23 protein-coding genes and 1 pseudogene are annotated in these 25,269 nt (G+C 40.0%); 7 read left to right on the top strand and 17 right to left on the bottom strand.

The features are described 5' to 3' along the window. Positions 1–53: 53 nt before the first annotated feature. From ACFSJY_RS05255 to ACFSJY_RS05230, 6 genes and pseudogenes are all read right to left on the bottom strand, one after another. Complete coding sequence (locus ACFSJY_RS05255) at positions 54–953, bottom strand: transporter (RefSeq protein ID WP_386031839.1); 900 nt, start codon at positions 951–953, stop codon at positions 54–56. Between the two features lie 3 nt (positions 954–956). Further along, the gene (locus ACFSJY_RS05250) at positions 957–3,977 is read right to left on the bottom strand and encodes a PqiB family protein (protein ID WP_386031836.1); all 3,021 of its coding nucleotides are present in this window, start codon (positions 3,975–3,977) and stop codon (positions 957–959) included. Further along, entirely contained in the window at positions 3,961–4,581 is a 621-nt protein-coding gene (locus tag ACFSJY_RS05245) for a paraquat-inducible protein A (RefSeq protein WP_386031834.1), read from the bottom strand. The genes ACFSJY_RS05250 and ACFSJY_RS05245 overlap by 17 nt, the downstream gene beginning before the upstream one ends. Beyond that, positions 4,574–5,203, bottom strand: coding sequence for a paraquat-inducible protein A (locus tag ACFSJY_RS05240; protein WP_386031832.1), 630 nt, complete (start codon positions 5,201–5,203; stop codon positions 4,574–4,576). Before ACFSJY_RS05240 ends, ACFSJY_RS05245 begins: the two co-directional genes overlap by 8 nt. 129 nt (positions 5,204–5,332) lie before the next feature. Then, on the bottom strand, positions 5,333–5,872 hold the full coding sequence (locus ACFSJY_RS05235) for a c-type cytochrome (RefSeq protein WP_386032230.1): 540 nt from the start codon (positions 5,870–5,872) through the stop codon (positions 5,333–5,335). A 69-nt stretch (positions 5,873–5,941) separates the two neighbouring features. Further along, positions 5,942–6,526 (bottom strand): annotated as a pseudogene (locus ACFSJY_RS05230) (c-type cytochrome); the annotation flags it as partial. A 263-nt stretch (positions 6,527–6,789) separates the two neighbouring features. Here ACFSJY_RS05230 and yihA point away from each other — a divergent pair. Then, positions 6,790–7,401, top strand: coding sequence for a ribosome biogenesis GTP-binding protein YihA/YsxC (gene yihA, locus ACFSJY_RS05225; protein ID WP_386031829.1), 612 nt, complete (start codon positions 6,790–6,792; stop codon positions 7,399–7,401). 285 nt (positions 7,402–7,686) lie between these two features. Here the strand turns inward: yihA and ACFSJY_RS05220 are convergent, their stop codons facing one another. The 7 genes from ACFSJY_RS05220 to ACFSJY_RS05190 all read right to left on the bottom strand — a co-directional run bounded on the left by ACFSJY_RS05220 (position 7,687) and on the right by ACFSJY_RS05190 (position 15,475). Next, positions 7,687–8,616: a hypothetical protein gene (locus ACFSJY_RS05220; protein ID WP_386031827.1), complete on the bottom strand. Its 930-nt coding sequence runs from the start codon at positions 8,614–8,616 to the stop codon at positions 7,687–7,689. Continuing rightward, positions 8,610–10,631, bottom strand: coding sequence for an ORC-CDC6 family AAA ATPase (locus ACFSJY_RS05215; RefSeq protein WP_386031824.1), 2,022 nt, complete (start codon positions 10,629–10,631; stop codon positions 8,610–8,612). Before ACFSJY_RS05215 ends, ACFSJY_RS05220 begins: the two co-directional genes overlap by 7 nt. Positions 10,632–10,634: 3 nt before the next feature. Next, complete coding sequence (locus ACFSJY_RS05210; protein WP_386031822.1) at positions 10,635–11,552, bottom strand: phosphoribosyltransferase-like protein; 918 nt, start codon at positions 11,550–11,552, stop codon at positions 10,635–10,637. Then, the gene (locus ACFSJY_RS05205) at positions 11,549–12,742 is read right to left on the bottom strand and encodes an N-6 DNA methylase (RefSeq protein WP_386031820.1); all 1,194 of its coding nucleotides are present in this window, start codon (positions 12,740–12,742) and stop codon (positions 11,549–11,551) included. The genes ACFSJY_RS05210 and ACFSJY_RS05205 overlap by 4 nt, the downstream gene beginning before the upstream one ends. Before the next feature lie 197 nt (positions 12,743–12,939). Further along, positions 12,940–13,722, bottom strand: a complete 783-nt coding sequence (locus ACFSJY_RS05200) for a hypothetical protein (RefSeq protein WP_386031818.1) — start codon at positions 13,720–13,722, stop codon at positions 12,940–12,942. Next, on the bottom strand, positions 13,719–14,447 hold the full coding sequence (locus tag ACFSJY_RS05195) for an NYN domain-containing protein (protein ID WP_386031816.1): 729 nt from the start codon (positions 14,445–14,447) through the stop codon (positions 13,719–13,721). The genes ACFSJY_RS05200 and ACFSJY_RS05195 overlap by 4 nt, the downstream gene beginning before the upstream one ends. Positions 14,448–14,704: 257 nt before the next feature. After that, positions 14,705–15,475, bottom strand: coding sequence for a hypothetical protein (locus ACFSJY_RS05190; protein ID WP_386031814.1), 771 nt, complete (start codon positions 15,473–15,475; stop codon positions 14,705–14,707). A 451-nt stretch (positions 15,476–15,926) separates the two neighbouring features. On the opposite strand from ACFSJY_RS05190, the gene ACFSJY_RS05185 reads away from it, so the two are divergent. From ACFSJY_RS05185 to ACFSJY_RS05165, 5 genes are read left to right on the top strand one after another with little or no spacing between them, the layout of a single operon-like run. Then, complete coding sequence (locus ACFSJY_RS05185; protein WP_386031812.1) at positions 15,927–16,556, top strand: Tn7 transposase TnsA N-terminal domain-containing protein; 630 nt, start codon at positions 15,927–15,929, stop codon at positions 16,554–16,556. A 2-nt stretch (positions 16,557–16,558) separates the two neighbouring features. Then, positions 16,559–18,424, top strand: coding sequence for a DNA-binding domain-containing protein (locus ACFSJY_RS05180; protein ID WP_386031810.1), 1,866 nt, complete (start codon positions 16,559–16,561; stop codon positions 18,422–18,424). Between the two features lie 16 nt (positions 18,425–18,440). Further along, positions 18,441–19,397, top strand: a complete 957-nt coding sequence (locus tag ACFSJY_RS05175; RefSeq protein WP_386031808.1) for a TniB family NTP-binding protein — start codon at positions 18,441–18,443, stop codon at positions 19,395–19,397. Then, positions 19,397–21,079, top strand: coding sequence for a hypothetical protein (locus ACFSJY_RS05170; protein WP_386031806.1), 1,683 nt, complete (start codon positions 19,397–19,399; stop codon positions 21,077–21,079). Before ACFSJY_RS05175 ends, ACFSJY_RS05170 begins: the two co-directional genes overlap by 1 nt. Before the next feature lie 57 nt (positions 21,080–21,136). After that, a complete protein-coding gene (locus ACFSJY_RS05165) occupies positions 21,137–21,349 on the top strand; it encodes an antitoxin Xre/MbcA/ParS toxin-binding domain-containing protein (protein ID WP_386031804.1) in 213 nt (70 codons plus the stop codon). 53 nt (positions 21,350–21,402) lie between these two features. Here ACFSJY_RS05165 and ACFSJY_RS05160 read toward each other — a convergent pair whose 3' ends face one another. Next, a complete protein-coding gene (locus ACFSJY_RS05160; RefSeq protein WP_386031802.1) occupies positions 21,403–21,825 on the bottom strand; it encodes a hypothetical protein in 423 nt (140 codons plus the stop codon). A gap of 148 nt (positions 21,826–21,973) precedes the next feature. Further along, positions 21,974–22,249: a hypothetical protein gene (locus ACFSJY_RS05155; protein WP_386031800.1), complete on the bottom strand. Its 276-nt coding sequence runs from the start codon at positions 22,247–22,249 to the stop codon at positions 21,974–21,976. A gap of 266 nt (positions 22,250–22,515) precedes the next feature. Between ACFSJY_RS05155 and ACFSJY_RS05150 the strand changes: the two genes are divergently transcribed. Further along, complete coding sequence (locus ACFSJY_RS05150) at positions 22,516–23,778, top strand: DUF4427 domain-containing protein (protein WP_386031798.1); 1,263 nt, start codon at positions 22,516–22,518, stop codon at positions 23,776–23,778. Positions 23,779–24,146: 368 nt separating this feature from the next. Here ACFSJY_RS05150 and ACFSJY_RS05145 read toward each other — a convergent pair whose 3' ends face one another. Both ACFSJY_RS05145 and ACFSJY_RS05140 read right to left on the bottom strand, forming a co-directional pair. Then, positions 24,147–24,740, bottom strand: coding sequence for a hypothetical protein (locus tag ACFSJY_RS05145; RefSeq protein WP_386031796.1), 594 nt, complete (start codon positions 24,738–24,740; stop codon positions 24,147–24,149). Then, complete coding sequence (locus ACFSJY_RS05140; protein ID WP_386031794.1) at positions 24,727–25,161, bottom strand: DMP19 family protein; 435 nt, start codon at positions 25,159–25,161, stop codon at positions 24,727–24,729. Before ACFSJY_RS05140 ends, ACFSJY_RS05145 begins: the two co-directional genes overlap by 14 nt. Positions 25,162–25,269 lie beyond the last annotated feature (108 nt).

Here is a 25,269-nt window from a genome sequence, read left to right as displayed (position 1 = left end):
TGTTACTAATGTCATTTTCTCATAGCAGATATGCGTTATGCGCATATCTCCAATCACCAGCGATACGTGTAACCTATAGCATAAGCGTCCGAATCGTTGCCGAAACGGGTGGTAACACCAGTATTCAATGAAAATTTTAATGACTGATTGTGAGATAGCGACATACTGTAGGTTACGCCGGCGCGAAAGTTTTCATCTTTAACACCCGTTTTCTCGCCATCAACAAAGGTATCGCCGCCGCCAAAATAATTGCTATTGAAGGCTATCCACTGGCCAGGTTTTATATCGTAAACGATATGCATTTGCAGGTTGAAAATGGGGTCTTGCTCAAATCTTTTGAAGCGCTGGTAGTCAGTATTATCAGTAAAAAACTTCATGCCAAAAGAAAAGTCGACTTCCCAATTTCCATGCGGAATGGAAACCCCTACCTCAGGTTTGAAAAACCATCTATTGGAACCCGGATTGAATATGAACTGCTTGTCGTATTTACCCGTAGGGGCACTCACTTGAAAACTTACACCAGCAACGATTTTCTTGGGGGCTTTTATGTATTCAGCAATTTCCATTGCTGGTGCATTATAAAAATTATAATTGAGGCGAAAGCGAGTGTCTGCCATGCCACAGTATTCGCGCTCGGCGGGTTCGCCATTAAGAAGCGCTTCGCCCTTACCACACATGTGCGCGGTAATAATGTCGAACTTAGCCGAATTACCATACATAGAAAATGTGCGTGCGTAGGCAATGGCTTGTGAATCTATCTCCAGTGTGAAGTCTTCCACAGGAATTGCTGCCGATGTATACACATCGCCATCAATATAGAGATACGCTGCGCCAAGAAAATTCTGGTCAATAGGTAAATTGGTGTATAGCCGAGGATCTAAATCTTCCGCGTTAACACTTGTTACTACAGCGCTCGTTGCTAGAAGTAGTGATGCGTAAACTACCTTTTTCATATACTACTTTTCTAATTCTATTTCAGGCGCCCATTCGTACCATTCACTGTCAAACTCTTGTTGCAGTGTGAAGCCATGTCCTTGGTCAACGGTAATCAAGGGTTCATCCTCTGTAGGCTCAGGTGTAGCGAAGGCGACACCGCCGGATAACATTGTTTCTACAGATTCTGAATCTATTTGAACGCCAGAAAAAATACCGGCATCAATAGAGAGGCCACTGGTGTTCCAGAACACACTACGCGTTTTAACCAAATTGGCATATCTGTCTTGGATATTAACGAAAATATTAACAGTATTTGCTGCATCCCCAAGATCTACACCAATGACCTGACCAACTTTGATTTGTCGGTATAACACAGGGTTTCCAATACGAACACTGCCCAAGCGGTCGGTGGTGAGTTTTACATTAAGCCCATAAGGCAATTGCTCTACAACCGGTGCAGAATCTTCCGCTTTAAATTCAGTTTTGGTTTGGCCCGAGCCAGGTAAGACACTGATGTATCCACCCCCTAAGATTGCACCGACATTACGAGAGCCTACCAGTCCTAGCTCTGGTTCAGTGAGCCAGAACTTGGTGCCTTCAACAGCAAAGCCTCGGCCAGTATCTTTAAGGTAGGCTATTGCTTGGGCGCCATATGTTTCTTCATTGAAGACGAGACGCTCTACAATACCGATTGGCTGATCTTTATATTTAATTTTCATGCTAGAGCGTAATCCCGCGACTTCATTGAAGTCTATAGTGATCGCAACGCCTGCATTACGTGCATGTTCAACGTTATCAAATAAGGTAAACAAGTCGCCCTCGTTTAGTGGGGTATCACCATTTGACTGTTCGGGTGTGAAGAAGCTGATGCCACCAGTAAGTACTGCATCAGCAGACTCTGTTTTCATGGTAAAGTTCGCGAATGAACCTGATACAGTCACACCACTTGCATTGTAAAAACGCGAGTAAGCGCTAACTAAATGACGGTATTTATCGTCAATAGTGATATTGATGAACACATCGCTGCCGTCACTATCTAATGAGACGTTGTCAACCTGACCGACGCTAATGCCACGGTAGCTAATTGGGCTGCCAGGGTTTACAACACTGCCAGACTGCGCTGATATTTTTAACTGAAGTCCATCAGCACTGTGATGTTTAGCAGGAGGGGTTAATGTAGCGGCAAATGAATTTGCTGGGTCTCCAGCGCCGGCATTTAGCGTGAAATAGTCACCCCCGAAAAGTGCCTCAGTATCAGTAAGGCCATTCAAAGAGACATTCGCCTGCACGAGCCAGAACTGCGTTTGGTCGCGCAAAACAAATTCGAACTGTGGAAGCAAACCTGCGGTCAGATACGCTCGCCCACCTTGATGCGTGATTGCATGGATTGAGCCAATTTCTTCACCACGATACATGATGCGTGTGCCTTTGCGCACATCTTTGGCTGTTGCCACAACTAACTCAAGTGGTAGTCGTTGTTCGGCAAACTCTTTTCGCTCAAATAGCGTGAAACGATCACCATTTTCAGGTGAACCTGCATTGGCTTTCTTGCCCTCATCGAATGCAATACCGCCTTTAAGAATTGATTGAATCGATTGCGCTTCCACATCGAATGCTTGCAAGCCTCCCGTTACTTTAAAGCCACTGGCATTCCAAAAACGACTGTCTTTTGTGACATAGCTTTGGTAGTCCTCTCGAACGTGAATATGGACCAGAAATTGGTTAGGACCAATATTTTCAATGGCTTGAACTGTGCCGACTTGTTGCTGCTTGTAAAATATTGCTGCCCCACGGCGAAGTGACTGAACATCGCTACTCTCTAAAACTAGGTGCAAGCCAGGCTCTGAGTAATGGTAAGGAGGTTTTTGACCGTATACCTTAAATTTTAGTTGTGGTGTACCTTCCTGAGATGGGCGGAAGCCTATGTGTGAGCCTGTTAACAGGCGGTGCATATTCGTCACACCACCTAAATCTAGGCTTGGGGTTTCAACGAAAAATTGTGAGTCGCTAGTAAGGTACGGCGATACGCGAGGATTGATTTTGGCTATTGCTCTAATCTTACGGGTTTCCGGGTCTATTTTGGCAAAATCATATATACGACCTAGCGTAATACCCTGATAGACAATAGGTGCACCAATATCAAGTTCGCTATTCCAACCTAGCATTAACTCGATTTTATGACCCATTTCCGCGTCTTCGAAATCATCAAACAGATCATACTTTTGGCCATTCTGTGCGATTGCCATTTCAGGCTCAAAAGTACTATTGTCAAACGCTATACCACCAGCAACAATTGACGCCAGTGATTCGGTCGTTAGTTTCACGCCTGACGTTAGCGAGCCGGTAATTTGAAAACCGCTGGCATTCCAGAAGCGACTGTTTTCTTTAACTAAATGTGCATATTCAGGCTCGATAAAAGCATGAATGTTCACCATCTCAGTATTTTCATCGTAGCTATGTCCATCAACATAACCTACTTTGATTTGCTTGTAGCTGATCGGGCTATTTTTACCAATCGAGCCGAGATTATCTGCTGAAAGTGTGATGTGAAGCCCAGGTGTTTCTTGAGAGAGTGAAGGTGGCTCTTTTAGCGCAACAAAATGACGCTGACGTTTACCTGTTCTATCGCTGTCTGGCTGCATGTTGATGTAGCTGCCAGATAATAATGTATCTAGGCCCGTTACCCCTTGAAAGGATACATCTGCGGTGACGAACCAGAATTGCGTTTCGTCTGTTAGTGAGTCTGCTGACTCGCTAATCATTTCAATCTCTACAATGACATTTTGTAAGTCATCAGACACTTCAACATCTTTTACGACACCAATAGTCAGGCCTTTGTATCGCACTTCTGTTTTACCGACAACAATACCGTTTGCGTTATCAAATTCTATGGTAATAAACTCACCGCGTTCAGAGACGGCTTTTATCAATAACCATGCACCGAACAGCAGAGCAATAAATGGGACGAGCCAAACAGCAGAGATACCCTCCCGCTTTACAACATCGACCATTGACGATTCATTATTATTTTGATTGTTCATCAGTTTGTGTATCCCATAGCAAACGTGGATCAAAGCTTTCAGCAGCGACCATGGTTAACACCACCATCAATGCGAAATAAACGATACCTGGTCCTGCTTGAATAGAGGTTAAAAAACCTAAATTAACGACGGCCGCCATAATCGCGACAACAAATACGTCAAGCATTGACCAAGGACCTAAAAACTCAACTAAATGATATAGTTTAGTGCGTTGAGCCGACTTTAAGCCCGGCCCCTTTTTAGCCCCGTACATTAAGATAAATAGCCCCAGAATCTTCCCTAGAGGCACAATAAAACTGGCAATAAAAACGATAATGGCAACAGGGTACATACCCAACTGTAGGAAGATAATAATACCGCCTAGAATGGTTGATGCATCATCAACACCGAGTGTGGTAAATACCATCATTGGCATCAGGTTCGCCGGAATAAACATCACTAGCGCGGCTATTGTCCATGCCATAGTGTGTTCTAAGCTCTTCGGCTTTCGCTGATAAAAGTGTGCATTACAGCGTGAGCACTGGTGACGGCCTTCTACGGCTGGATTTAATTTGTAGCACTTAGGGCAAAGACTGAAGCCCTTATCACGGGCGGTCTCAACCATTGTCAGCTTGCTCCAACTCTTCCCAAATAAGATGGTGATCTAAGGTTACTGATATCGCTGTTGAGCAAATAAGTAAAAAAACAAATGCGGTAAAACCAATACCCACATGCAATTCTGCTAGGTCGACCAACTTATACATCGACACCACCATACCCAGCAGGAAAACATGTAACATGGTCCAACTATCAAGCTGATGATAAGAACTGAAAAAGGTACGCATTGAAGGCGTGATGCGATTGAATTTGATGGATGCGCAGATATAAGCGGCACTAATTAATCGCACGAGTGGAATAGCAAAAGCGAACAGAAAAAGGCACAAAGCAATGCCTTGATAGTTGGTGTCAATCAAAAGCCCAATACTGTCGACAATTGATGCTTGATTAAAGATACCTACAGCGCTTACACCCATCACAGGTAAGGTCATCGCAGGATACGCTAATATCAATCCTGCCAGTGAAAGAGCAAGGGTTCTATCGATTGAGTTGGGTTTACACTCATAAAGCTTGGCACCACAGCGGTGACATACAAGCTTTTGGCCTTCATGCACGTCGGGCGCAGGTGATAAAGCATCACATTGATGACAAGCGACGTGAGTTTCAACGGAAGGTTTTTGTTGAGTCATTCCACAACTTTATTGATTGTTTTTAATTCAGTGTAATTTATGAAGTTATTGATTGCTATGTCATTAATCAAAATTTAACCAAAAAAAAAGCAGCCATTAGGCTGCTTTTTCGTAATTTGGATACTGACATTAAAGCGATTTAATGTACTCGGTTAAGTTGGCGATATCTTCATCAGTCAACTTAATAGCAATATCTTGCATCATACCGTTTGTATCATTTGCACGTGTACCTGAACGGAACTGTTCAAGTTGTGATTTGATGTAGTCGCTATTTTGGTTTGCAAGCACTGGGAACTTAGCGTGTTGCATACCTTCACCGCTTGGGCTGTGACATGCTGCACATGCTGTAATGCCGCGCTCAGCGTCGCCACCAAACCAAAGTTTGTAACCCGCTTGGTTAACTGTGTCAGGCTTAGCTACTTTACTTACTGTTTGGCTTGCGTAGTAAGCTGCTAAGTTTTTCATGTCTTCGTCAGAAAGCGCTGCAACCATACCAGCCATTACGCCGTTGTTACGTGCGCCCGACTTGAATTCAACCAGTTGCTTGTATAGGTAACCTTCATGTTGACCCGCAATCTTCGGGTACATAGCAATAACCGCGTTACCGTCTGCGCCGTGACATGCTACACAGGTTGCTGACTTCGCTTTACCTAGCTCAGCATCACCCATGACTTTCACAGCACCTTTCGCTTTCTTAGGCGCAACGTTGGCAACAGCCTCAGGATCTTTTAAGTATGCACCTAAGTCAGCAATTTCTTGCTCTGTTAGAGGCGCAGCAAATTCACCCATTGCGTAGTTGTTGGCGCGGTTACCTTCTTTGAATTGCTTCAACTGCTTTTCGATGTACTCAGGGTGTTGCTTTGCAAGATTAGGGTAGATAAGTACTTGGCTTTCACCCTTGTCGCCGTGACAGCCGATACATGCACCGATACCACGAGTTTCGTCACCGTTTTCGTATAAGTATTTACCTGCTGCAGCGTCACCCACAATCGCAACTGGTGCTGCAACAGCAGCCGTTGCTTCACCGCCCGCAGCAGCTGCGCCGCCACCTGCAGTAATTGGCTGACTTGCGAAGTATGCACCTAGGTCAAGCATGTCTTGTTCAGATAGACCTGCTGCCATTGGTGCCATTACCGCATCGCTACGTGTTGAACCATCTTTAAATGCTTTCAACTGCTTAACGATATATTCAGCGTGTTGACCTGCTAGGTTAGGATACATGTCTATTGCGCTATGACCCGTAGCGCCGTGACAAGCTGCACAAGTTGCTGCTTTTGCTTTACCCGCTTCTGCATCGCCTTGGGCATTGGCATTTGCCAACATACCTAAGCCTAAAACCAGTGATACGATAACTTTTTTCATCGAATGCTCTCTGCTTTATTCTTCTTGCTTGGGGGCGCTGTTCAAATAAACAACACCCATTAATTCGTCTCTTAATTAATCGCGCCATTTTACACGAATATTCGTTTCGTGTAACAGCATATGACATAAAAACCTATAAAAAATCAGGTTATTTATGCATCTAGTTGTCAGCCAGGCGAGAAAAAACGTTATAATGTGCGCATCTTAGCCTGTGGAATATACTTGTGACAGAGCAACAAACGATCAACTTAAACAAAGCGAAGTTTACAATTAGCGCGCCTGACATTCGTCGTTTACCTGAAGACTCAGGTATTGAAGTCGCGTTTGCTGGCCGATCAAATGCCGGTAAATCTAGCGCCTTAAATACGCTTACCAACCAAAAGAGCCTTGCTCGCACCAGTAAAACACCTGGCCGTACGCAATTAATTAATGTTTTTGAGATTGAAGAAAACAAACGTTTAATTGATTTGCCTGGCTACGGATTTGCAAAAGTGCCACTAGAAATGAAAAAGAAGTGGCAAAAATCATTAGGTGAATACCTAGAGAAGCGTGACTGTTTAAAAGGTCTTGTTGTATTAATGGATATTCGTCATCCACTCAAAGACCTGGATCGCGATTTAATTGAATGGGCGGTAGATAGTGACTTACCCGTACTTGCTCTGCTGACAAAGTCAGACAAGTTATCGCAGGGTAAAGCGTCAGCTGAAGTATTGAAAGTGAAAAAGATTTTGGCTGAACTCAATGGCGACATCAAAGTACAGTCTTTCTCTTCATTAAAGAAAACAGGCATGCCGCAAGCATTGCAAGTGATCAACAACTGGTTTACTGAAGAGTAAACCAGTCTCCCCAACATTTTCTCTAGACCAAAAAAAACCGCCGGTACAAGTACCAGCGGCGTATTAGCTATGGGGAAAGCTAGAATATACAAAATTATTACAACAGGCGTTCACAAGGAACGAGTTGAATTATAGAGTAACAGCTCTACAAAAGTAAAGTAGTTACTCTAAAATAATCGATATTCATGCGGTGAATACGTTTGCATGTGTGGATCGTCACAAATTATCAGAAGTGCGTCATGCCATCAGAAAATTTAATAATCTAAATGTCGAACACGTACAGTTTTATAAAACGAGTTCATACATAAATTTTTCACCAACACCAACAGATCTGCCTTTTGATTTATTAGGAAAATCATAAATGGCTCCAACGTACTTCTGTCTTGTATTATTCGGAGCATTGTTTACAAGAAATACGCAAGCAGCGATTGCTGCTGGCTTAGTGCCCATGGAAGCAATTACTACTTTTTGATAAGCATCATAAAACTTCTCTAATACTAAATTTAGCTCATATGGGTTTGTTGCTGGATAAGAATGCAACGAAGTTCTAATATTATCGAAATACTCTATATGCCTATGAATTGAACGGTTTTCCCAGCCGGGATTGAACGCAGGTATACCCACCATTGAGATTAGATTACTGAAAGATGCCCCATCATACTCTTCTAAAACCTGGCCAAGACGATTATTTTCAAATCCTAGCAACGCAATTAAATGGGACCTTTCATTGTCTTGGTTATTAACAGAAAACAAAGGTAAACCGATAAATTTTTGCTGTGACTCACTAAGCAGAAATTCTTCTTTTTCTTTTAAGTGGGTATTGGCATTACTATAGTCTTCTGGTTCAAGATAAGATAATACTAGTTCTATTTTTCCTTCTAAAACCTTTAGTCCGTGTAGTAGATATAAAATCTCACTAAAGTCTAAAGAAGTCGCTTCTATTAACACACGAATATTAGTTTCTGTTGTAACTTTACTTACAAAAAAGTCACTTAGATTTAATATCGGCAAAGCTTCATCATTAAAACATAAACTGTACCTTTCAATATCAATTTTTACTTTGTAGATACTCTCAGAGCGACAGTTTTTGTTTATTAGCTCGTTAATATGCGTGGTTCTATCATCAATCGATAAACCACAAAAAATGAGGTCATATGGCGAGTCAAAAATACAATCAGTACTTTTAAGCTGTCTGATTTTCTTAATTTTTACCATGTTAAACTATACTGCGAGTTAGTGTCTGAAATAGAGTTATCGTCGTCTACTCTTAACTTCTTGCGTAAACCATCTAAAAAGGAGTTGAAATCTTCATCTCTGCCTAAAAAAATCACTTCTAACTGTTCTGGCATGAATTTAATTTTCCTTTTTTTCCTAGGGCTTATTCCAAAGTGACATGATAAAACTGGGTGCAGTAAGTAATCAATTTGCTCGATATCACTTTCAGATTTGTTTTTTGTACTCCTGTAAGGGATTAAAACCGACCATACTAACGACTCGTTGAGTAATTGCTGAACTTTCTCATTAAGTAAAGATACATCTGATATATCTATCGAGAAATGATTAACTTCAGGTTCACTTTGTGATTTTCTTTTTTGATGCTGCGAGAAGATAATTCCCAGTCTGTAAGCAATTTTCTGCAAGTATTTACCATTAGCTCCAGAATTTATTATTTTACCGAGCTGGTTTGTGCTAGTCGTTAACGTAGCTTTTGACTGCGTTTCAATAGGCACGGAGCTGATAAATTTATCTTCAAGCAAATTAGACTCAGATTGAGCTTTTGACAAAGATTGAAAACAAAGCTCTAAAAAATGCCTCAGGTTTCCTTTTGACATAAGTATAAACTCAGAAAAACCAGCATATGTTGGGCTTACCCTTTGAGGAAGAGTGTTATATAGATACAGCAACGCCCCATATAGATTGTTTTGAATCCACTGTTTGTACTTTGCATTACTTCCTAACGCAATTAAAGAGTCAAATTCTTGCTTTATTTCTATAGGCTTCACTCTCGTTCTATGTAACAACACTCCATTAATAATAGAGGCTTCAGGATAGTCACTGTTAATAAAATCTAGCGATGTCAATTCAGTTTCGCCATTCTTTTTTAAAGCATCTTCAATCAATGTGCTTTTCAATTTATTTAACAGCGTACTATCTGATAAAAGCTGTCTAGATATTTCTGCTTGAGATTGGCTAGGGAAAATATGTTCGATGATTTTTTTTATTTGAGCTTGATATGTTGGCTGCTTTCTTAGTTCTATAGACTCAACTTCAGAATAAGCCTTAATTACTTTATCCATATCTGGCATGTCTAAATAGTCACTTAGTTTTAACAATAGAAGCTCTGCGGCTAATATCTCAAATGACTTTGGATTCTCAGAATTAAAATATATTTTTTCAACATCAATTAAGCGATAGTCATCCCTTTCCTCTAACTTTTCTTGAGTCTTTGTGTCACTAGTTACATTCGCATATTTTTTATATGCAATGCTAAATAAAAGAGGGTCATGTCCATGCTTCAACCAAGAGTTAATGATTTTTTGCTGTTCACTACTCAAATTCTCGAACTCATCAATAAAAATATGAAAGAGTGAATCATTCAGTTGAGGGCAATTAGACTTAAGCTTTTGAATTACCAACAAGGCTGTTTGTTTCAAATCAAGACTAAAAGGTGGTGTTTCTGAGGATGGCATTCTAATCCAGTTTGTTATTTCAAATAACGCATCTTGGAAATATTCCTCGGAGGAAATAAAATTAGTCTCTTCAATAGATAATGCTTTCTTAATAGGGGTTGGAATTAGGAAGTTTTGGAGATTAGCTTTTAGATTAGGATCATCAATATTGGACAAGTATATGTTATTTATGAGACGAGAAAATTCAATTAATATCGATACTGACATCAAACTATTGAAAACACTTTCCCAGTATTTACCCACCCAGTTCGGGTTAATATTAGGTGTAAATGCAGTATCGGGCCTCCAATGAATTCCCAAGAAACTTAAATCTTCGCGCGTTATTTCCCTTCTCTTGGGGCTTAATTGCGTAGCGTGACAATGATATTTAATAAACATTGTCTTCCCTGTTCCTCTGCCACCAACAATAACTGAGGCTTTTTTCTTTTCTTTTAACGCGATGCTTTCAAAGTCCAGAGGTAGAACAAATTGTCCCCATAAATCTTCAGGTAGCTCTTCCGCTCTGTTCTTAGCAAAAACTTCTAAAATTGATTTACTCACATTTTACCTCTTTACAAGCCTTTTCCAGTTTTTGTCTCCATACCAAAGGGCAGCGATATTATTATTTGGTGTTGAGTCATTAAATAGGTATGTTAACGCCAACTCACCTTTACCCAATAACTCATTGACGTCCATTTTAAAGTTTCTACTAGAGCACAAAGCTTTATAAAAGTGTTTAAAATCTTCTGCTTTACAAATATTGTCGTGATAAAAAAGTTTATTAGACTTTGCAAACAAGCCGTTTGCTTCACTAAGAATTTCAACTGGTAATACATCAATACTGGGGTACTTGCTTTTGATTTCCTTTAACCCCTCTGCATTAGCTGCAAAAGGGCAATAAAGTACGTTCAAGTTCAGCGAAAGCAGTCCAGTTTTTTTAATAAAAGTATCAAATTGTTCGCCCGTTCCCAATATATCGTCAAAAAGAATTAACGTATTGATTTTGTTGTTTTTTGATAGGTTTTCGAAGGACTGACATCCAATACCTAGACTATTGTCAAAAAACTCTTTTTTTAATGCTCTGAAAATTGCAGCTCCACTTTTTGCGGGCTTATTGTCAACCCCCTCTATAGTGGAGAACCTAAAGGGCAAGTTTGCTCTAGCGTTGGGGGTATTGATCTGCTCATGCCAAGAATCTAAACAGTCAATAGAATAAACTTTCTTTTCTTCAAGATAATTTGGGATTGTGACTTGGAAAAGCTGTGCACCAAATGTTCTGATTGCATTTTGATTACGGTAGATCAAAGTTAACAGAATTGAAGCGGCGAAATATTTTTCTTCTTTGGTTGTAAAATTGTTAATCCAAGAAACTAGCTCATACTCTTGAATAGCATCCCAATATTTATATTCGATTAGTTTTTTAGCACTTTCAAAAATCCGCTCTGAAATATTTTCAGCGTCTGCTGGTATAGGAAGGTTCATATAAATATTGGTAATTCACTTAAATCAGTTAAAGTAATATGTCTTGCGCCAACACCTTTTGAAATGGAGTTGAGCCAATTTTTTCCAGCACGTGATTTTAAAGTTCTCAGTATGAGTTCTCTGCTTTTCTCATCATCAGCTCTAATAGCTATAATACAATCTGAAATGTGAAAACATCCTTTTGAAACAAGCCCAACTTTACCAATAGCCCTAGTACCTACTCTAGCAATCACAATATCGCCATCTTTAACATGTTTTTCATTATCATTTTCAATGTTTTCATTAGAAAAAACCTTAAAATCACTGCTTCCAAAAGAAGTTGTGTGAATGAAATCAACAGACATATTCGATAATTGTTTATTGGGTAGTCGGCCTCGAATGAGTTGAGCATTTAGTGTTTTTAATTTACGTGCATTCAAATGGCTAGGCTTTGTATGATATGAATAGTCGGCTCTAGAAATGAATTCAGATTTGCTTATTGAGATCGAGCTATTAGGAAAGTCAATCGACTCTAACTTAACTTTATAAGGTGATTTTAGTTTTCTTTTTTTCAAAGTTAATATATGAGTGCAAGCTTCGGTACCTTCAAATCTTTTTTTCCCTAAATGAACGACGCTAATAACTCTGTAATTACTAATTAATACTTCTCTAAAATTCTCATATCGAGCGTTCGTTAAAAGCCCATCTGGTAATATATAGCTCAAGACCCCATCATGTTTTAGACAACGAATACCCAAAAGTACAAATAGCAACTCTAAAGAAACGTTTGCTGAGGAACAGTTACACCCGAATTCATTTAAAATATTAACAATAAAAGGGGTTTTCTCAATAAATCCAAATGGTGGATTACCCAGAACTAATTCGAAGCTATTGGTGCCGATTAGAACGTCTAAGGCTTTGGATGTGGAGTCAATATTGAAAACATTTACATTAAGGTTTTCTTGTTTAGAGACAAAATTAACGTTTTTACTATCGATGTCGCAGCCATATAAAGTTGCACGTGGGTAGATATTTTTTGCGCTTTGAAGAAGCGCACCTTCTCCCATACTTAAATCAATAATCTTACTCGGAGTGGGTAATTGTTCTAACCTTTCAACAAGTACGCTACTAATATCATTACAAGTATAATATTGGGCATATAGCTTTCGCGCATCCAAGCGCTCTATATTTTTATCAATACTCGTCAACATTTAGCGACTCTCAAAACAAAAAACCTAATGTTATCATATCAATTATTCACATACCTTAAAGGTTTTTAACCCCACAACCCAAGAGACGGTAAGTTTATATATATCAATAACATACCGTACAAAATATTACCTCGCATCACTATTGACTTTATTTCAAATCAAATGAATTTGATTTATTAATGCATAGGTACAGTGCTCTAATTACTTTGGCGCTTAGTTTCAGATAGGTTACTTTCATATGCTGACATCATCTTCTCAATGACTTGATCCATATAAGAATCAAGTTCAATAAACATATCTTTGTTTTCTAAGGTCAGACGGTTTTCCAGCACAATTTTGGTGTCTTTATGTGTTTTAGAACCGCAAGTTTTAGCAAGCGCTAAAATATCGTCTTCTAATTGAGCGATTGAGTCTTCTGTTGATTTTTCTGACATATCATTGGAAATTTCAACAACCAGATCATTCATCCACTCCATCCCTTTTGGTAACTCGATATTGTTAGGAACGGACTTACTATACTGACTCGCTTGGCTAATTAGCTTTGCCAGAGCTTCCTTGCCTTTGAGGCTGAATGATAAAACTGGATTAACGCCAGCAAGCTCCAAAAGTGATTCTTCATAGGGTTTTATTAAGTCAGCTTCTGCCTTAATTTTTACTGTCGAAACGATGCTTTCAAAATACCCACGAATTAAATCAACCAGCCCTTCGTCAAAGTCACTTTTTGATAGCTTAATGCCTTTTCCGGTAAGGTGTTTGGAGTAATGTTCAATGTATAATGCAGTTTCCTTATCCGGGTTAAACAGTGAAGTCAGAATAAAATACCTAATTTCTAGTAAGTAATAGAGTGACTTTCGAGCGCTCTTTTTTGCCTCAGCTCTCACTTTATAAAAATAAGCTCCGGCACTTAAAGCTGAAGCTAGCAAAACGCCAAACAGTGCGATTAATGCCGCAATAACTTTTACATCTACTCCAAACATCATTGTTGACTAGCTTCCTTTTGTTTTACCTTTTTCTTATCCCTAACCCATGTTGCTGAGCCATGAGTTTGCTTCATTTCAAACAAATCAATTGCAGCAAATAAATCACTAAGTTTTTTAAAGCCGTAATTTCGCTGGTCGAAGGACGCATGATTTGAAATATGTTTGCCGATAGGGCCTAACTGTGCCCAGCCATCCTCCTCTTCAGATGCTTCTATTGCCTGGCGAAGCATATTCATCAACCTTGTATCACTTTTAATACTTGGCTTTCGTTTTTGTATTGGCTTTTCTTCAGTCTCAATATCGTCAAGATACAGGAACTTTGAACAGCTATTTACGAATGCAGTTGGTGCTTTTCGTTCACCAAAACCAATGACAAACTTGCCATCTGCAAGTGCTCGCGTAACAAGTGGAGTAAAATCACAATCAGATGAAACTAAACAAATGGTGTCGACGTCTTTGGTATATAGGGTATCCATCGCGTCTATAACGAGTGCTATATCAGTAGCATTTTTGCCTTTGGTTAAATCAAATTGTTGAATGGGTTGGATAGCATATTCGTGTAAAACATCTTCCCAAGGTTTAATACATGGGCTTTTCCAGTTGCCGTAGGCTTTTCGAATATTTACTACACCATAGCGAGCAAGCTCTGAAAGTATGATGTCAATTTTAGTAGCAGGAGCATTATCAGCATCTATAAATAGCGCGATTTTTTCCTTGTCTTTCATGTCTAAAATCCTTTTTATTAGACAAAACCGTTTCATATTAATGACATAACCAACTGAGATATCAACTGATTTCGTCTCATTCATTGTTTCTAATCAAATGAACTAGACTTATTAATAGGGATGTTTGGGCGAAGCAAAAATGAAGAAATCAACCAATCGTCAGCTAGATTTTGCAAACCTAAATAGACACTGGGATTCAAATAGCAGCATCTATCGCAACATGACATTAGACGAGTTGTTGAAGCTTACAAGTCAATTTATTCAGTCGAGACGAAAAAGCCGCCATCACTCAAGGCCTGGTTGTTTGAAAGGTGAGAATCACGAGTCATAAGGTCAAAGACCTTGTCACGCTTATTGCCTATTTTTTTCATAAGCCTTGAATAACGCTTGCGATATAAATCCGGTACGCTCTTTTCTTTTGATGCGCTACTTTCTTGATATTCTTTTGCCATCTCGACGAAAGTCTGTCCGTCTAGCCTATCCCAAAAACAACGAATTTCTTTATCATTGAGGTGTAGCTTTTTTAGGTATTCCGTTGTGCTCTCAATGGCCTCATCACTAATATTAGCTACCCCAAACGACGTGCTTAATATAGCGATTTCTAGTTTGTCGTTACCGTCAACAGCCCGCGCAGCTTTACCACGTCTTTTCTCTGTTTGGATGACATTACCATCTGCGTCAACCACTTTTGAGCGGCCTTGATTACATTTGACTTGTTTGGCTGTGCAGTAGGTATGCGTCGCGGTAGTTAAGTACTCTTCAATGTAGTTAGGGTCTTTTTGAAACTTTTCTAACTTTTCTCGCTGGAATTTGAGTCTATTGGAATAGCCTTCTGCTTTTTCAAATTGCGCATAAACTACGTTTGAGATATGGCTCGTGCACTTCTCTGCTGTGCTCCACATACAAGTGTATTCAGGAAAACTACCTAGCCTTTTAGCCACAGTACGGCGAATCTTTGCTTGCCTTGAAGGGCTACGCAACTCTAATTCCAGAGCATCTCGAAATGCTTTTTTTAAATTCTCTGTCACAAACTTGTCCGGTATTCCCAAAACTTCACAGGTTAATCATTGAAAGGCTCAAAAGAAGTTGTGTGTAACAAGACAAAAAGTTGTCCGGTTACTCCCAAAACTCACACGTAGCTTTCATGAATACATAAAGATTTTTGCTGATAACCACCAAAAAGGGCCACAAAAGTTGTCCGGTCGCCTGCAAAAGTCCCAAGTATTTAAGCATAAGCCAGCCGGTTTTAAGAAGACTTATTTATTAACGCCCTGGCAAGAAAAATTGAAATGTCTGATTTTAGAACACTTTAACTGACAGCTAATTAATTATTGCTATATTAAGTTGTTGATATTTAAGGTTTTTGTATTTGAAAATTTTTGCAAAGTGTACCATACCTCAAAGATAAAAATTTTTGAGGGTGTGAAATGAAAAATCTGACTGAGCCAATAAAAAAATATCAATTGGGAAATGCTACTGATGACACAACGCGAATTATCAAAGTATCGCTCAGATAGACAAGTAACGCTATTTAAGTCGTACAAAAACGACCGAAGTGACTTCGTTTGGGCTGAAAGCCAGCTAGAGCGAGACACGCAGCGCTACTATGAATACCAACAAAACGTGATTTCTTTCAAAGAACAACCGGCTCGATATGAGTATATCGACGATAGAGGTGTTAAACGCGGTTATACACCAGACTTAGAAATCACCACAAAGGACGGCATTGATCTTCGCGAAACAAAGCCTGCTATTTTCACCCGTTCGAAACGTGCAGAAGAGCGTTTTAATCATCTAAGAGACCTTTTTGACGAAGTAAAAGGGCTAAAAATTGCCTACGCCACTGACGAGCAAGTCTACGCCGGACATACCACCAAAAATCTAAAAAAAATCCATCATTTTCGTCGTTTAAGCATCGCACAAATCGATTTGGAGGCGATGCACGAAGCGCTCGGAGAAGTTACTTCGTTTAGCAAGCTTACAACCTACATTCAGTCTCTTGGACTTCAAACCAAGCATGCATTAGCTCTACTTGGTCATCAAGTTTTTATCTTTGATTACGCGCTAGAGCTAAATGAAAACACCACGTTAACGGCAACAGGAGAATAACAATGAATCACGCATTAACACTAGCATCAGGCCAAGAAGTTAAGCTGTCAGGCCGCCACGGCACGATTAAGCACATCGACAACGACGTAGTCTTTATTAAATTCGGTGATAAAAGCTACCAGCATTTTGCCCCTCACGAGATTTATCAAGCAGCAAACGAAGGCCATTTCCATATGGTTGAAAAGCCCATTGATATTCGATGTATCGTGGAAATGACCGAGAAGCAAAAGCGTGAGTGCGAACGAAGAAGTGCATATTGCGACGCTTTTTTAGCCTTTAAGGACGAGCATCCCACAGAAGGATTATCTGAAGACTTAATTAATAGCGTCTACGAAGAAATTCAAGAGACACACGCTAGAAAGCCAGCAGTCAAAACAGTCTATGGCTGGTACAAGCTGTGGCTTAGCGACGGTCGAGATATGGCGCTACAAGTGGTACATGGCAACAGCCGAGATGAGCGAATGCCGCCTGAGGTAAAAGAGCTTATGGCTCAAACCTTAACACTTCATTACTTAAAGCCAAGTAGGCCGACAATTAATTTCGCTTATAGACAATTTAGCCTCGCTTTCGAGGCAAAAGGTCGGTCTTTTTCTGGTTTCACCATGCCAAGCAAGTCTACTTTTTCTCGGTTCATTAAACGTTTGCCTAAGTACGAAGTTGAACTTAAACGCTATGGCAAAAGACATGCAGATAGAGAAAATCGAATCGCAGCTAAAACGTTCAACGTGACCATGCCACTTGAAGTTGCTGAGTGTGACGCAGCTGAATTCAATATCGGTTTATTAAATGGTGACGGCACATACGCTGGCAAAGTTCTCATCCTCGCTATCGTTGATGTCGCCACTAGAGCATGTCTCGGATATACGGTACAGGTATCTGAAAAGCCAGCAGAATCGGCAGCACTTGTTATTCACTCGTTGACTCATTCAATGCGTGTAAAGCAAGACCCAATGAGATATCCGATGGCAGGTATTGCGGTGACATATATCTTCGACAACGGACCGGGATTTCGCGCAGAAATGACGCGAAAATTCATGAATAACATTGGCTCTGAACTTACTTACTGTCGCTCTCGTCGCCCAGAAGAAAAGCCGCATGCCGAGAGAATGTTTGGTACGTGGAGAACAAAGTTTTTCGGTAAGTTGCCAGGCTATCTTGGTAAACGTCAGAAAGAAATTATTCAAGAATCAACGCTAAGACAAGCAGCAAAACTCACTGTTACAGAGTTCATGGAACTCTTTGAAACTTATGTTCAAGATGAGTACCACCACACGCCTAACAAAGGGATCAACAATTACACTCCTTTTCAAAAGTGGCAAAAACTAGCTCGTATTGATGAGGTCATGACAATGAGTGATTTGGATGACCGCCTTAAGATTCGCGGCAATGCCAAAAGCCTCACTTGTACTTCATCTCATGGGATTTCTCATAGAGGCCAACGCTTTCAGAGTACTGAGTTGAAAAAAGCATTTGCCAATATTGTTCGCAATAGCGGGAAAAGCTCTTCAAAGGTGAGTGTAATGATTGATGATTATGATGCATCTGCCATCACAGTTGCCTTACCCGACGGACAACTCATTGAAGTACCAAACGTAAGCGGTATCGACCGTGACATTAGCTTTACACAGGCTAGCTCACACATGCGTAAAGTCACTGAAAAAGACTACCCAGAGAGCCAAACAGTGCAAAAAGCTAGAAACAAAATCAAACGAAAACGCGCCAATGGCACCTTAGTTCAAAGCGATTCTTTGGTGCGCGACGACGAATTATCACAAGACACACAAACTGAAATGGAGACTGACATTGAGCAGAGCACAACAATCACCGACGAAGAACGAGACACATCAACTGGCTTTGGTCTTGAATAACGAGGAGGAGACGAATATGGCAGAATTGCTACCCGATGACTCACCAGAGTTACTCGAAGAAACACATGCTTTCTTAGCACAAAAGATGAGAACGCCGGATATTGCCATTGTTAGGAAAGCATTCGATGCATGTCGCGCAACCCGTCACACTAATTGTGTGCAAGGTATGTATCTCATCGGTGATTCTGGGACAGGTAAGTCTTACATCGCAAGAAGCTATGCAGAGCAGTCACCGCCTTATCAAACAGACGTACAGAGAGTGGTACCGGTTCTGTATGTCAATTTGCAAGAGAAGTCGACGTCTAAAGCGCTTATTCAGCGTCTTTACAGGAAGCTGACTGGGGTGAAGCGAATCACAGGAAGTGAAGAAGAAATCCAAGCACGACTGGTTGCCCGACTGCGCAAATCTCAAACCGAATTAATCATTCTAGATGAAGCTCAACATCTCGTTAGAGAAACATCAAGCGTGAGTGCCCAGCACGCTGCTGACGCGATTAAAGCGCTAATGGATGATGAAGATGGTGCGGGCATTCCCGTTATTTGTGTTGGTATTGATTCGGCGGCTGAGTTACTGACCGGCAAAGCAAAGTTTAAAGCTGAAAAACAACTACAGCGCCGCAACAGAAAGCTGCATCGCATCGCGGGCTACTCCGTCGGTACTTCAAACTGGAAAAGCCTAATTGAAATGTATCAAAAAGCATTGGATTGCAAAGTTAATCTTTGCACTGAAGACATGCTTAAACGCTTGCATCTCGCCACTCACGGACTGTTCGGCAATTTAACACCGTTATTTAAAGAAGCCATTGAAATTGCGGGTTCAAGAGACGCGATTACTAAAGAATCTTTGGCAAAAGCATACAGAGTATTTCAGCCAAAGAATGAGCTTAGTTGCAATCCGTTTGATACCACTATGGCGACTATCGAAATGCACCTAACCACCAAGCTAGTTACTAACAATAGGGACGCTGCATAATGAAGTTAATGACCGCACTTTACCCAATCGAAAATGAGAGCATTCGAAGCTTTCTACTGCGATTATCGATTGCCAATGACTATGAGCTTACCAACAGGCTTTTCAGTGAGTTAAACGACTCGACTGCCGTCGGTATGGGAAGCACAGAAGAAAGACTCGTATCGTTTGTTTGCTCGCTTGTTGATACCTGTGACCACAGCTCTTTTTCACCTGTTCAAAAAAGTCCGAGGGAATGTGGCAAAAGACTAGGCTATCAGGCAATTACTCAACGCACACCGCACGTGTGCGCTGAGTGTATGATCACGCAAAACCATACTGATTCGCATTGGCAACTTACTCCGATCACACATTGCCACAAGCATCAAAAGCGCCTCATCTCGAATTGCCCTTGTTGTGAAAAGGTACTGCATTGGAATGAGGACTTGTTGCATTTTGGATGCAGCCAGTGTGACGCGGCTTGGCATGAAATCGCAGCAATGTTGCCAGAAGAACAGTTGCCGAACTATATCGAGCATTTTCACGCACAACCTGATGATGAACGAGCAGACTATTTAGAAGACTTGTTAACAGCAGCTATGCGAGCACTGCGTCCTTACGACTCAGTCCACCATGCAATCAAACAGCTCCCTCAATTGGAGCTAGATTGGACGAAGCTATTCACTCAAGCATACGACTTACTCACGAATAAGCATTTGATTGAACTGTGGTGTCAGTCAATGATCAATCAACGTCGTAAATACGCTGAAATTGGCTCTGGCGCAGTCTTTTATCCTTTAAAAACAATGTTGACCCGCCTTCATCAAAAGTGGCTTGTACATGCGTTTGCACCAACGTTAACGAATACGGCGATTTCGAGTGACTTAATGTGCTTTCATCACCATACTCCGTGCACTACTCGAAATGCCGCTATTGCTGTGCTGTCAGATGACGAAAGTAACCAGCAACTGATTCACCATATTGACCAGCACGCATTTGCTCAAATGCTTGGCTGTGACTTAGCGCTAGCTAGAAAGCTCTTTAAAGTGTCGTCCATTTCATCCGTAACACCGGTCGGTCGTGGTCGATACAGTTTCATCGATATTCGTGACTTTATTGAGCAAACCAAGCGCCAAAATACAGCGTGTGCTGCTAATACAATGAAACTCAACGAGCTATCTGAATTACTAGACATTTACACTATTGATACGGGCGACATTTTGGTCGAAATTTACAAGCATAATTTGCCAATTTACATAGATAGAGCTGCTAATACTCTTGTCGATGCAATCAAGATAAATGAGCAGCTTATCAGTGAGCATTTTGAGACAACTTACTTGGAAGGTGAGGCGTCCATATCGCTTACACGAGCCACTCATATATTGAGAATTTCACGTAACCGAGTGAAGCAACTTGGTGCACTAAAGCTCATCAAGGAATTACCAAGTAAACCATTTACACATAATTACTCAGGGACATCAATTGCAGAGTTTTTGAGTCGCTACGAATGCATTGAACGCTGGGCAAGTCACAACAATGTTTGCGCTGACAAAATTATCAAGACGCTAAGAGGTAGTAATATTCAGCCGGTTATAGCGCCATTTATTTATGCAAGAACCCCAAAGCTTGAACAAATATTGAATGACCATGTTAATGCCAGCTGGCAACAGCAAGAGCAACTAGAACTCTTTCCTTTAGCTGGTTAGCTAAGCCCCTAGAAACATTAACACCAATAACCTATATCAAACGAACTGGACAACGAAATGAAAACAGATGAACTAGCTTACTTGCTAAGAAGCCACCCAGAAATTCACAAAGCCGTCTTAGAGGTCTTTAAAAGAGATGACGTGGCTCTGAGGTGGCTAAGAGCCCCTAGGGTACAATTAGGCCACAAGACGCCTATAGAGGCTTTGGAAGGTGACGAATCAATGGTACTAGACCTTTTATTTCGTATTAAAACAGGCGATTTATCTTAGCCCATGTAATACAGATTCATTTGAGCGTGCTCACTATTTTTACGCACTAAGAATCAACTCTTTTTGAATCTCACTCGAATATCGTGCCTAGTTGCTGCAATATCTAACCATTCATTTATTTCTTTCTGTTTAGAATCTCGCTCATACTCAAGTCTAAACTCAAAATAAAATCCAAAAAACAATATGTAGCCAGACATAACAAAAACGAAAAACAAAGTGTAATTTAACGACTCTACTTCTTTTGAGTATTCACTGACACGACTCAACGCACTCTCTAGCTGAATATTTTGATACACCCCTAAATCACAATCTATGCTCTTAATTTTAGAGTCAAAGTTTTCGCACCCAATTTCCCGTAACATATAGTATATATCGTGAAAAATGGCTTCTTGCGCTACCTCTTTGTTCTGAGAAACCAATTCATTATTTCCATTTATTTGAAATTGAATAAACGGCACAGCAATAAGTGTTAACAAGAAACCCGCAAGCTGTATGACTCTGTGTGGATGGAGCGATATTTTCATCGTTTTTATGAAACTCAAAACTACTATTACTTTGAAAAGTATTGTAAGCAGAAGCTATCAGCTTTATCGAGAAAATAATGTTAACTATCTGATGTTTATATCAACTGGAAGCTGATAAATACAAAATTTCATATTCTGTAAGTAGGCTAATATCTATATCAAAGCTTGAGTTGACGGTAAAAATTGGTGTGCCTTTAGCGTCTAATTCCAAACCATCTATATAAACCACACCTCCTTCTTCTATACCTAGCTCATTGAATCTCTTAAGCATTGAGTTACATACAAAAACATATTTATCGTCGAGTACTTCCAAGCTACACACTTTAATGTTTGAGTAGTTTTTCTTTGCATGGATAGAAAGTGCTTGATAATTCATTAACGAACTCGATGTACAAACTAGGTCACTTAAGTTTAGCAGCCTCGATAAGTTCAACTATGGACAAAAACCTAAAATATGAAAATGCTTACATAAAAGCACTCATTCCTAGATTGTCGAGAGGCACAAAAATTGTAATCCCTCTCACCTAAGTGTATGTTATTTAAATATTTACTGTTATTTCAAATTAGTGAAAAAGCAATGCGTAGTCAATGAAACCATATTAGCTGCATGGTAGGTACAATAAAATATGAAGGAAAACTTACGTGAAAACTAACTCAATACGATTTGACTTATCTGATTGGCTAATTCACTTTTTTCGAGACATTGATTTCGAGAGTAATAATTCAATCGCCTATGTCGAGCATATGGGATGGGGAAACGTTGCTGAAGACAACAAATATTCAGCGTTATTCATGCTAAGGTGTGCAATAAGATCAGGGCGCTTATGGGCGACTTGGTCTTATCGTAACCATGTAAGAACAATTTATGGGCCTGATCCTGCGGTTTGTTTTACTGAAATGCCAATCGCGGCTTTCTTAGAATCAGGGGAATCACGGCATAGGCGAGGTGAGGCAATGAGCCCATTTGCTCTGATATTCCCTAAAAAAGCGATGTTTAAAGCAGGTGCCAATCCGGTTATATATGGTTTAGATAATCGAGACCGCTGGGCTCCTCGTGGAGAAGGAGGTGGTCCTAGAATTTTTGACTCTCATATACTTCCTGAACGTGAACAGTACCGATACGTTACTTATAATCCCGCTTCAACAAAACCAATTGACTGGAGCCATGAGAGAGAATGGAGGTGGCCGTATCGTGGTGATTACGGACACGTAGAAAAAGCTCTTGAAAAATTTGGAATGATAGACGAAATCAAGGATATTCCGGGGCTTAACTTCTATGAAGAGGTAACTACAGGTATAGGTGTCGTTGTAAAAAAGGCTTCGCATGGAAGGTGGGTGACTCACGATATCTTAGCTCTCGTTGATAGAGGGGTAATTCAAAAAAATACTTTTAGCTTTGTACTTGTTTCTGACGAACTGCCTGAAAGTGAAAATCTTATTAGCCCTCAAGAAATCAGCACGGCAATCAACGATTCTTTAATTGATCTTGCCCCCTTTTTCTCTCATAAAAAAGAAAAATTAGAGGTAGTAGCTCAAGAGTTTTCAGCTTTTGTTTCTGAAATAGAAAATGAGGCTGATGCGCCAAATTCTGGAGAAGTAGGAGGTTGTTGGCTCTGGATACTCGACAACACTAATACCTTAACTAGGGCTCTCATAGATGATGAACGTGTTACAGTTACCGAATCAGGAAAGTATCTAGTGCATTTGTATGAGTTCAATGATGCAAGAGGGCTTCGAGAACGTGAAGAAATGACGAAAAAGTTGGCAGCTAAGATTTCTAATCATTTTGGTGTTGAGTGTGGATATTTTTCTGTTTTGAATTCGGACGACCCGGATAGCGTTCCATTCTATAGTAGCGATTATTTGGATAATCATATGCACTATAATGTTTCCGGGGAATATTAACCCAGAAGAAATGTTCATTGCTCAATTCAGTGCCAGATGTGTCTAGAGCGGGCATTAAAACTGATAACTATAAAATATTATAGTTATCAGTAGGAAATTTATGCCAATATAGTACTAGTAGTGAATAGTCGGCTTGTTAATTTTCTTACTAAATTGGAATCTTTTTTTCAATTTCTGGCGACATGTGAATCAAAGTTTAATCTTATTTTCCTTGAAGTTCGCTACAGCCCATAAGATACCATTCAAGAATTCTCATTAATTATGACGATCCACAGATAAGTTATGTGAGATCTAGCGCCATTTGTGACCACGCATAATGCTTGAGATTATCAGTCAGCGTGTGAGATTTACGAAATATTAAGCAATTCTTAGTATTTTTTTTGAAGAGTACTGGCAACCCCTTTTTCAGTTAGAAACAGTGACAGATTCGAATAATCATTTAAATGATCTGCGCAATATGCTGGCAGTATATAAAGTCCAAGTTCAGAAACAAGCTTAAACATATCAAGGCACTGCTCTTGGTCTAAATATTTAAAATGGATAGTCCAATTATCTTCAAACCAAATCTCTACTCCTAGTTTTTCGAAAACAATATTTGGTGAGTACACTTCATCAAATTGTTCCGAAAAATATTCTGAAGCTTGCGCATCACCGATGTAATTCGAAAACTGCAATTTTTGATTAACGTTTCGACCTACATACTTATATTTTATCGGAACTTCTATCGCAGTTAGCTGAGACAGAAATGATTTAATAATCATGTCCCACTCTCTTTTTTGCGCTTCGGTAGCGCCCTCAATAATATTGAAGGAGGCCGTCTCGTATAACCAATGATCAAAGATAGTAACCGCAGCCCAAGAAAAGTCAGCATTGGTGCAGTCTTCATTATATTTTAAAAGAAATGAAAACTTTTCAGACAATACTTTGTTATCTGCTTTAGTTACGTTTTTAAACTTTCTCATCGCTACCTGACGAATGCTTTAAAATATAAGCTTCTAATAGTGCTCCAATATCATTCGGGTACTTGTAAAACTGATCATCTAAATCCTCTAGATAATCATCAAACTTCTCGTTAAGGGAAAAGAGTTTTTGAGTTCTCTTATGCCAGTCCCTATCAGGGCCATCAGAACCAAATATCAAATTCGCCTTTCTAGCTATTTTAGCCATTTCAAATGCTCCAATAGCCACTAGAGCAGTAGGGGCATAGAAAGCAATATCACCAGATGAATTAAAGAAAAATTGATCAAAGCCTCCATTGTTAACTTCAGCTTCTATCGCAAATGTTGTAGCAATTACTTTGTCTTGCTCACTCAAGGCATCAAAGCCATTTAATCCCAAATTCTCTAATGCTTTATCGTAGGCAGCATAAATTAGGTCATTCAAAATAGATATTCCCTATCATTTAATCCATTCCTCCAATTCTTCTTTGTCGATATAGCTAACATTTGAGACTTCACTCAAGCAGCTAAATATTATGAACAGTCGAGCGCA

The organism is Thalassotalea euphylliae, assembly GCF_042682785.1.
Taxonomy (GTDB): domain Bacteria; phylum Pseudomonadota; class Gammaproteobacteria; order Enterobacterales; family Alteromonadaceae; genus Thalassotalea_F; species Thalassotalea_F euphylliae.
This window is presented reverse-complemented; position numbering and strand designations above follow the sequence as displayed.

What these genes read in the sequence shown, in the direction of transcription:
- ACFSJY_RS05170 (WP_386031806.1), top strand. Translation starts at nt 19,397, where the DNA reads ATGAAGTTAATGACCGCACTTTACCCAATCGAAAATGAGAGCATTCGA.
- ACFSJY_RS05220 (WP_386031827.1), bottom strand. Translation starts at nt 8,616, where the DNA reads ATGGTAAAAATTAAGAAAATCAGACAGCTTAAAAGTACTGATTGTATT.
- ACFSJY_RS05145 (WP_386031796.1), bottom strand. Translation starts at nt 24,740, where the DNA reads ATGAGAAAGTTTAAAAACGTAACTAAAGCAGATAACAAAGTATTGTCT.
- ACFSJY_RS05235 (WP_386032230.1), bottom strand. Translation starts at nt 5,872, where the DNA reads ATGGGTGATGCTGAGCTAGGTAAAGCGAAGTCAGCAACCTGTGTAGCA.
- ACFSJY_RS05175 (WP_386031808.1), top strand. Translation starts at nt 18,441, where the DNA reads ATGGCAGAATTGCTACCCGATGACTCACCAGAGTTACTCGAAGAAACA.
- ACFSJY_RS05255 (WP_386031839.1), bottom strand. Translation starts at nt 953, where the DNA reads ATGAAAAAGGTAGTTTACGCATCACTACTTCTAGCAACGAGCGCTGTA.
- ACFSJY_RS05245 (WP_386031834.1), bottom strand. Translation starts at nt 4,581, where the DNA reads ATGGTTGAGACCGCCCGTGATAAGGGCTTCAGTCTTTGCCCTAAGTGC.
- ACFSJY_RS05210 (WP_386031822.1), bottom strand. Translation starts at nt 11,552, where the DNA reads ATGAACCTTCCTATACCAGCAGACGCTGAAAATATTTCAGAGCGGATT.
- ACFSJY_RS05240 (WP_386031832.1), bottom strand. Translation starts at nt 5,203, where the DNA reads ATGACTCAACAAAAACCTTCCGTTGAAACTCACGTCGCTTGTCATCAA.
- ACFSJY_RS05185 (WP_386031812.1), top strand. Translation starts at nt 15,927, where the DNA reads ATGACACAACGCGAATTATCAAAGTATCGCTCAGATAGACAAGTAACG.
- ACFSJY_RS05165 (WP_386031804.1), top strand. Translation starts at nt 21,137, where the DNA reads ATGAAAACAGATGAACTAGCTTACTTGCTAAGAAGCCACCCAGAAATT.
- ACFSJY_RS05195 (WP_386031816.1), bottom strand. Translation starts at nt 14,447, where the DNA reads ATGAAAGACAAGGAAAAAATCGCGCTATTTATAGATGCTGATAATGCT.
- ACFSJY_RS05180 (WP_386031810.1), top strand. Translation starts at nt 16,559, where the DNA reads ATGAATCACGCATTAACACTAGCATCAGGCCAAGAAGTTAAGCTGTCA.
- ACFSJY_RS05200 (WP_386031818.1), bottom strand. Translation starts at nt 13,722, where the DNA reads ATGATGTTTGGAGTAGATGTAAAAGTTATTGCGGCATTAATCGCACTG.
- ACFSJY_RS05155 (WP_386031800.1), bottom strand. Translation starts at nt 22,249, where the DNA reads ATGAATTATCAAGCACTTTCTATCCATGCAAAGAAAAACTACTCAAAC.
- ACFSJY_RS05250 (WP_386031836.1), bottom strand. Translation starts at nt 3,977, where the DNA reads ATGAACAATCAAAATAATAATGAATCGTCAATGGTCGATGTTGTAAAG.
- ACFSJY_RS05205 (WP_386031820.1), bottom strand. Translation starts at nt 12,742, where the DNA reads ATGTTGACGAGTATTGATAAAAATATAGAGCGCTTGGATGCGCGAAAG.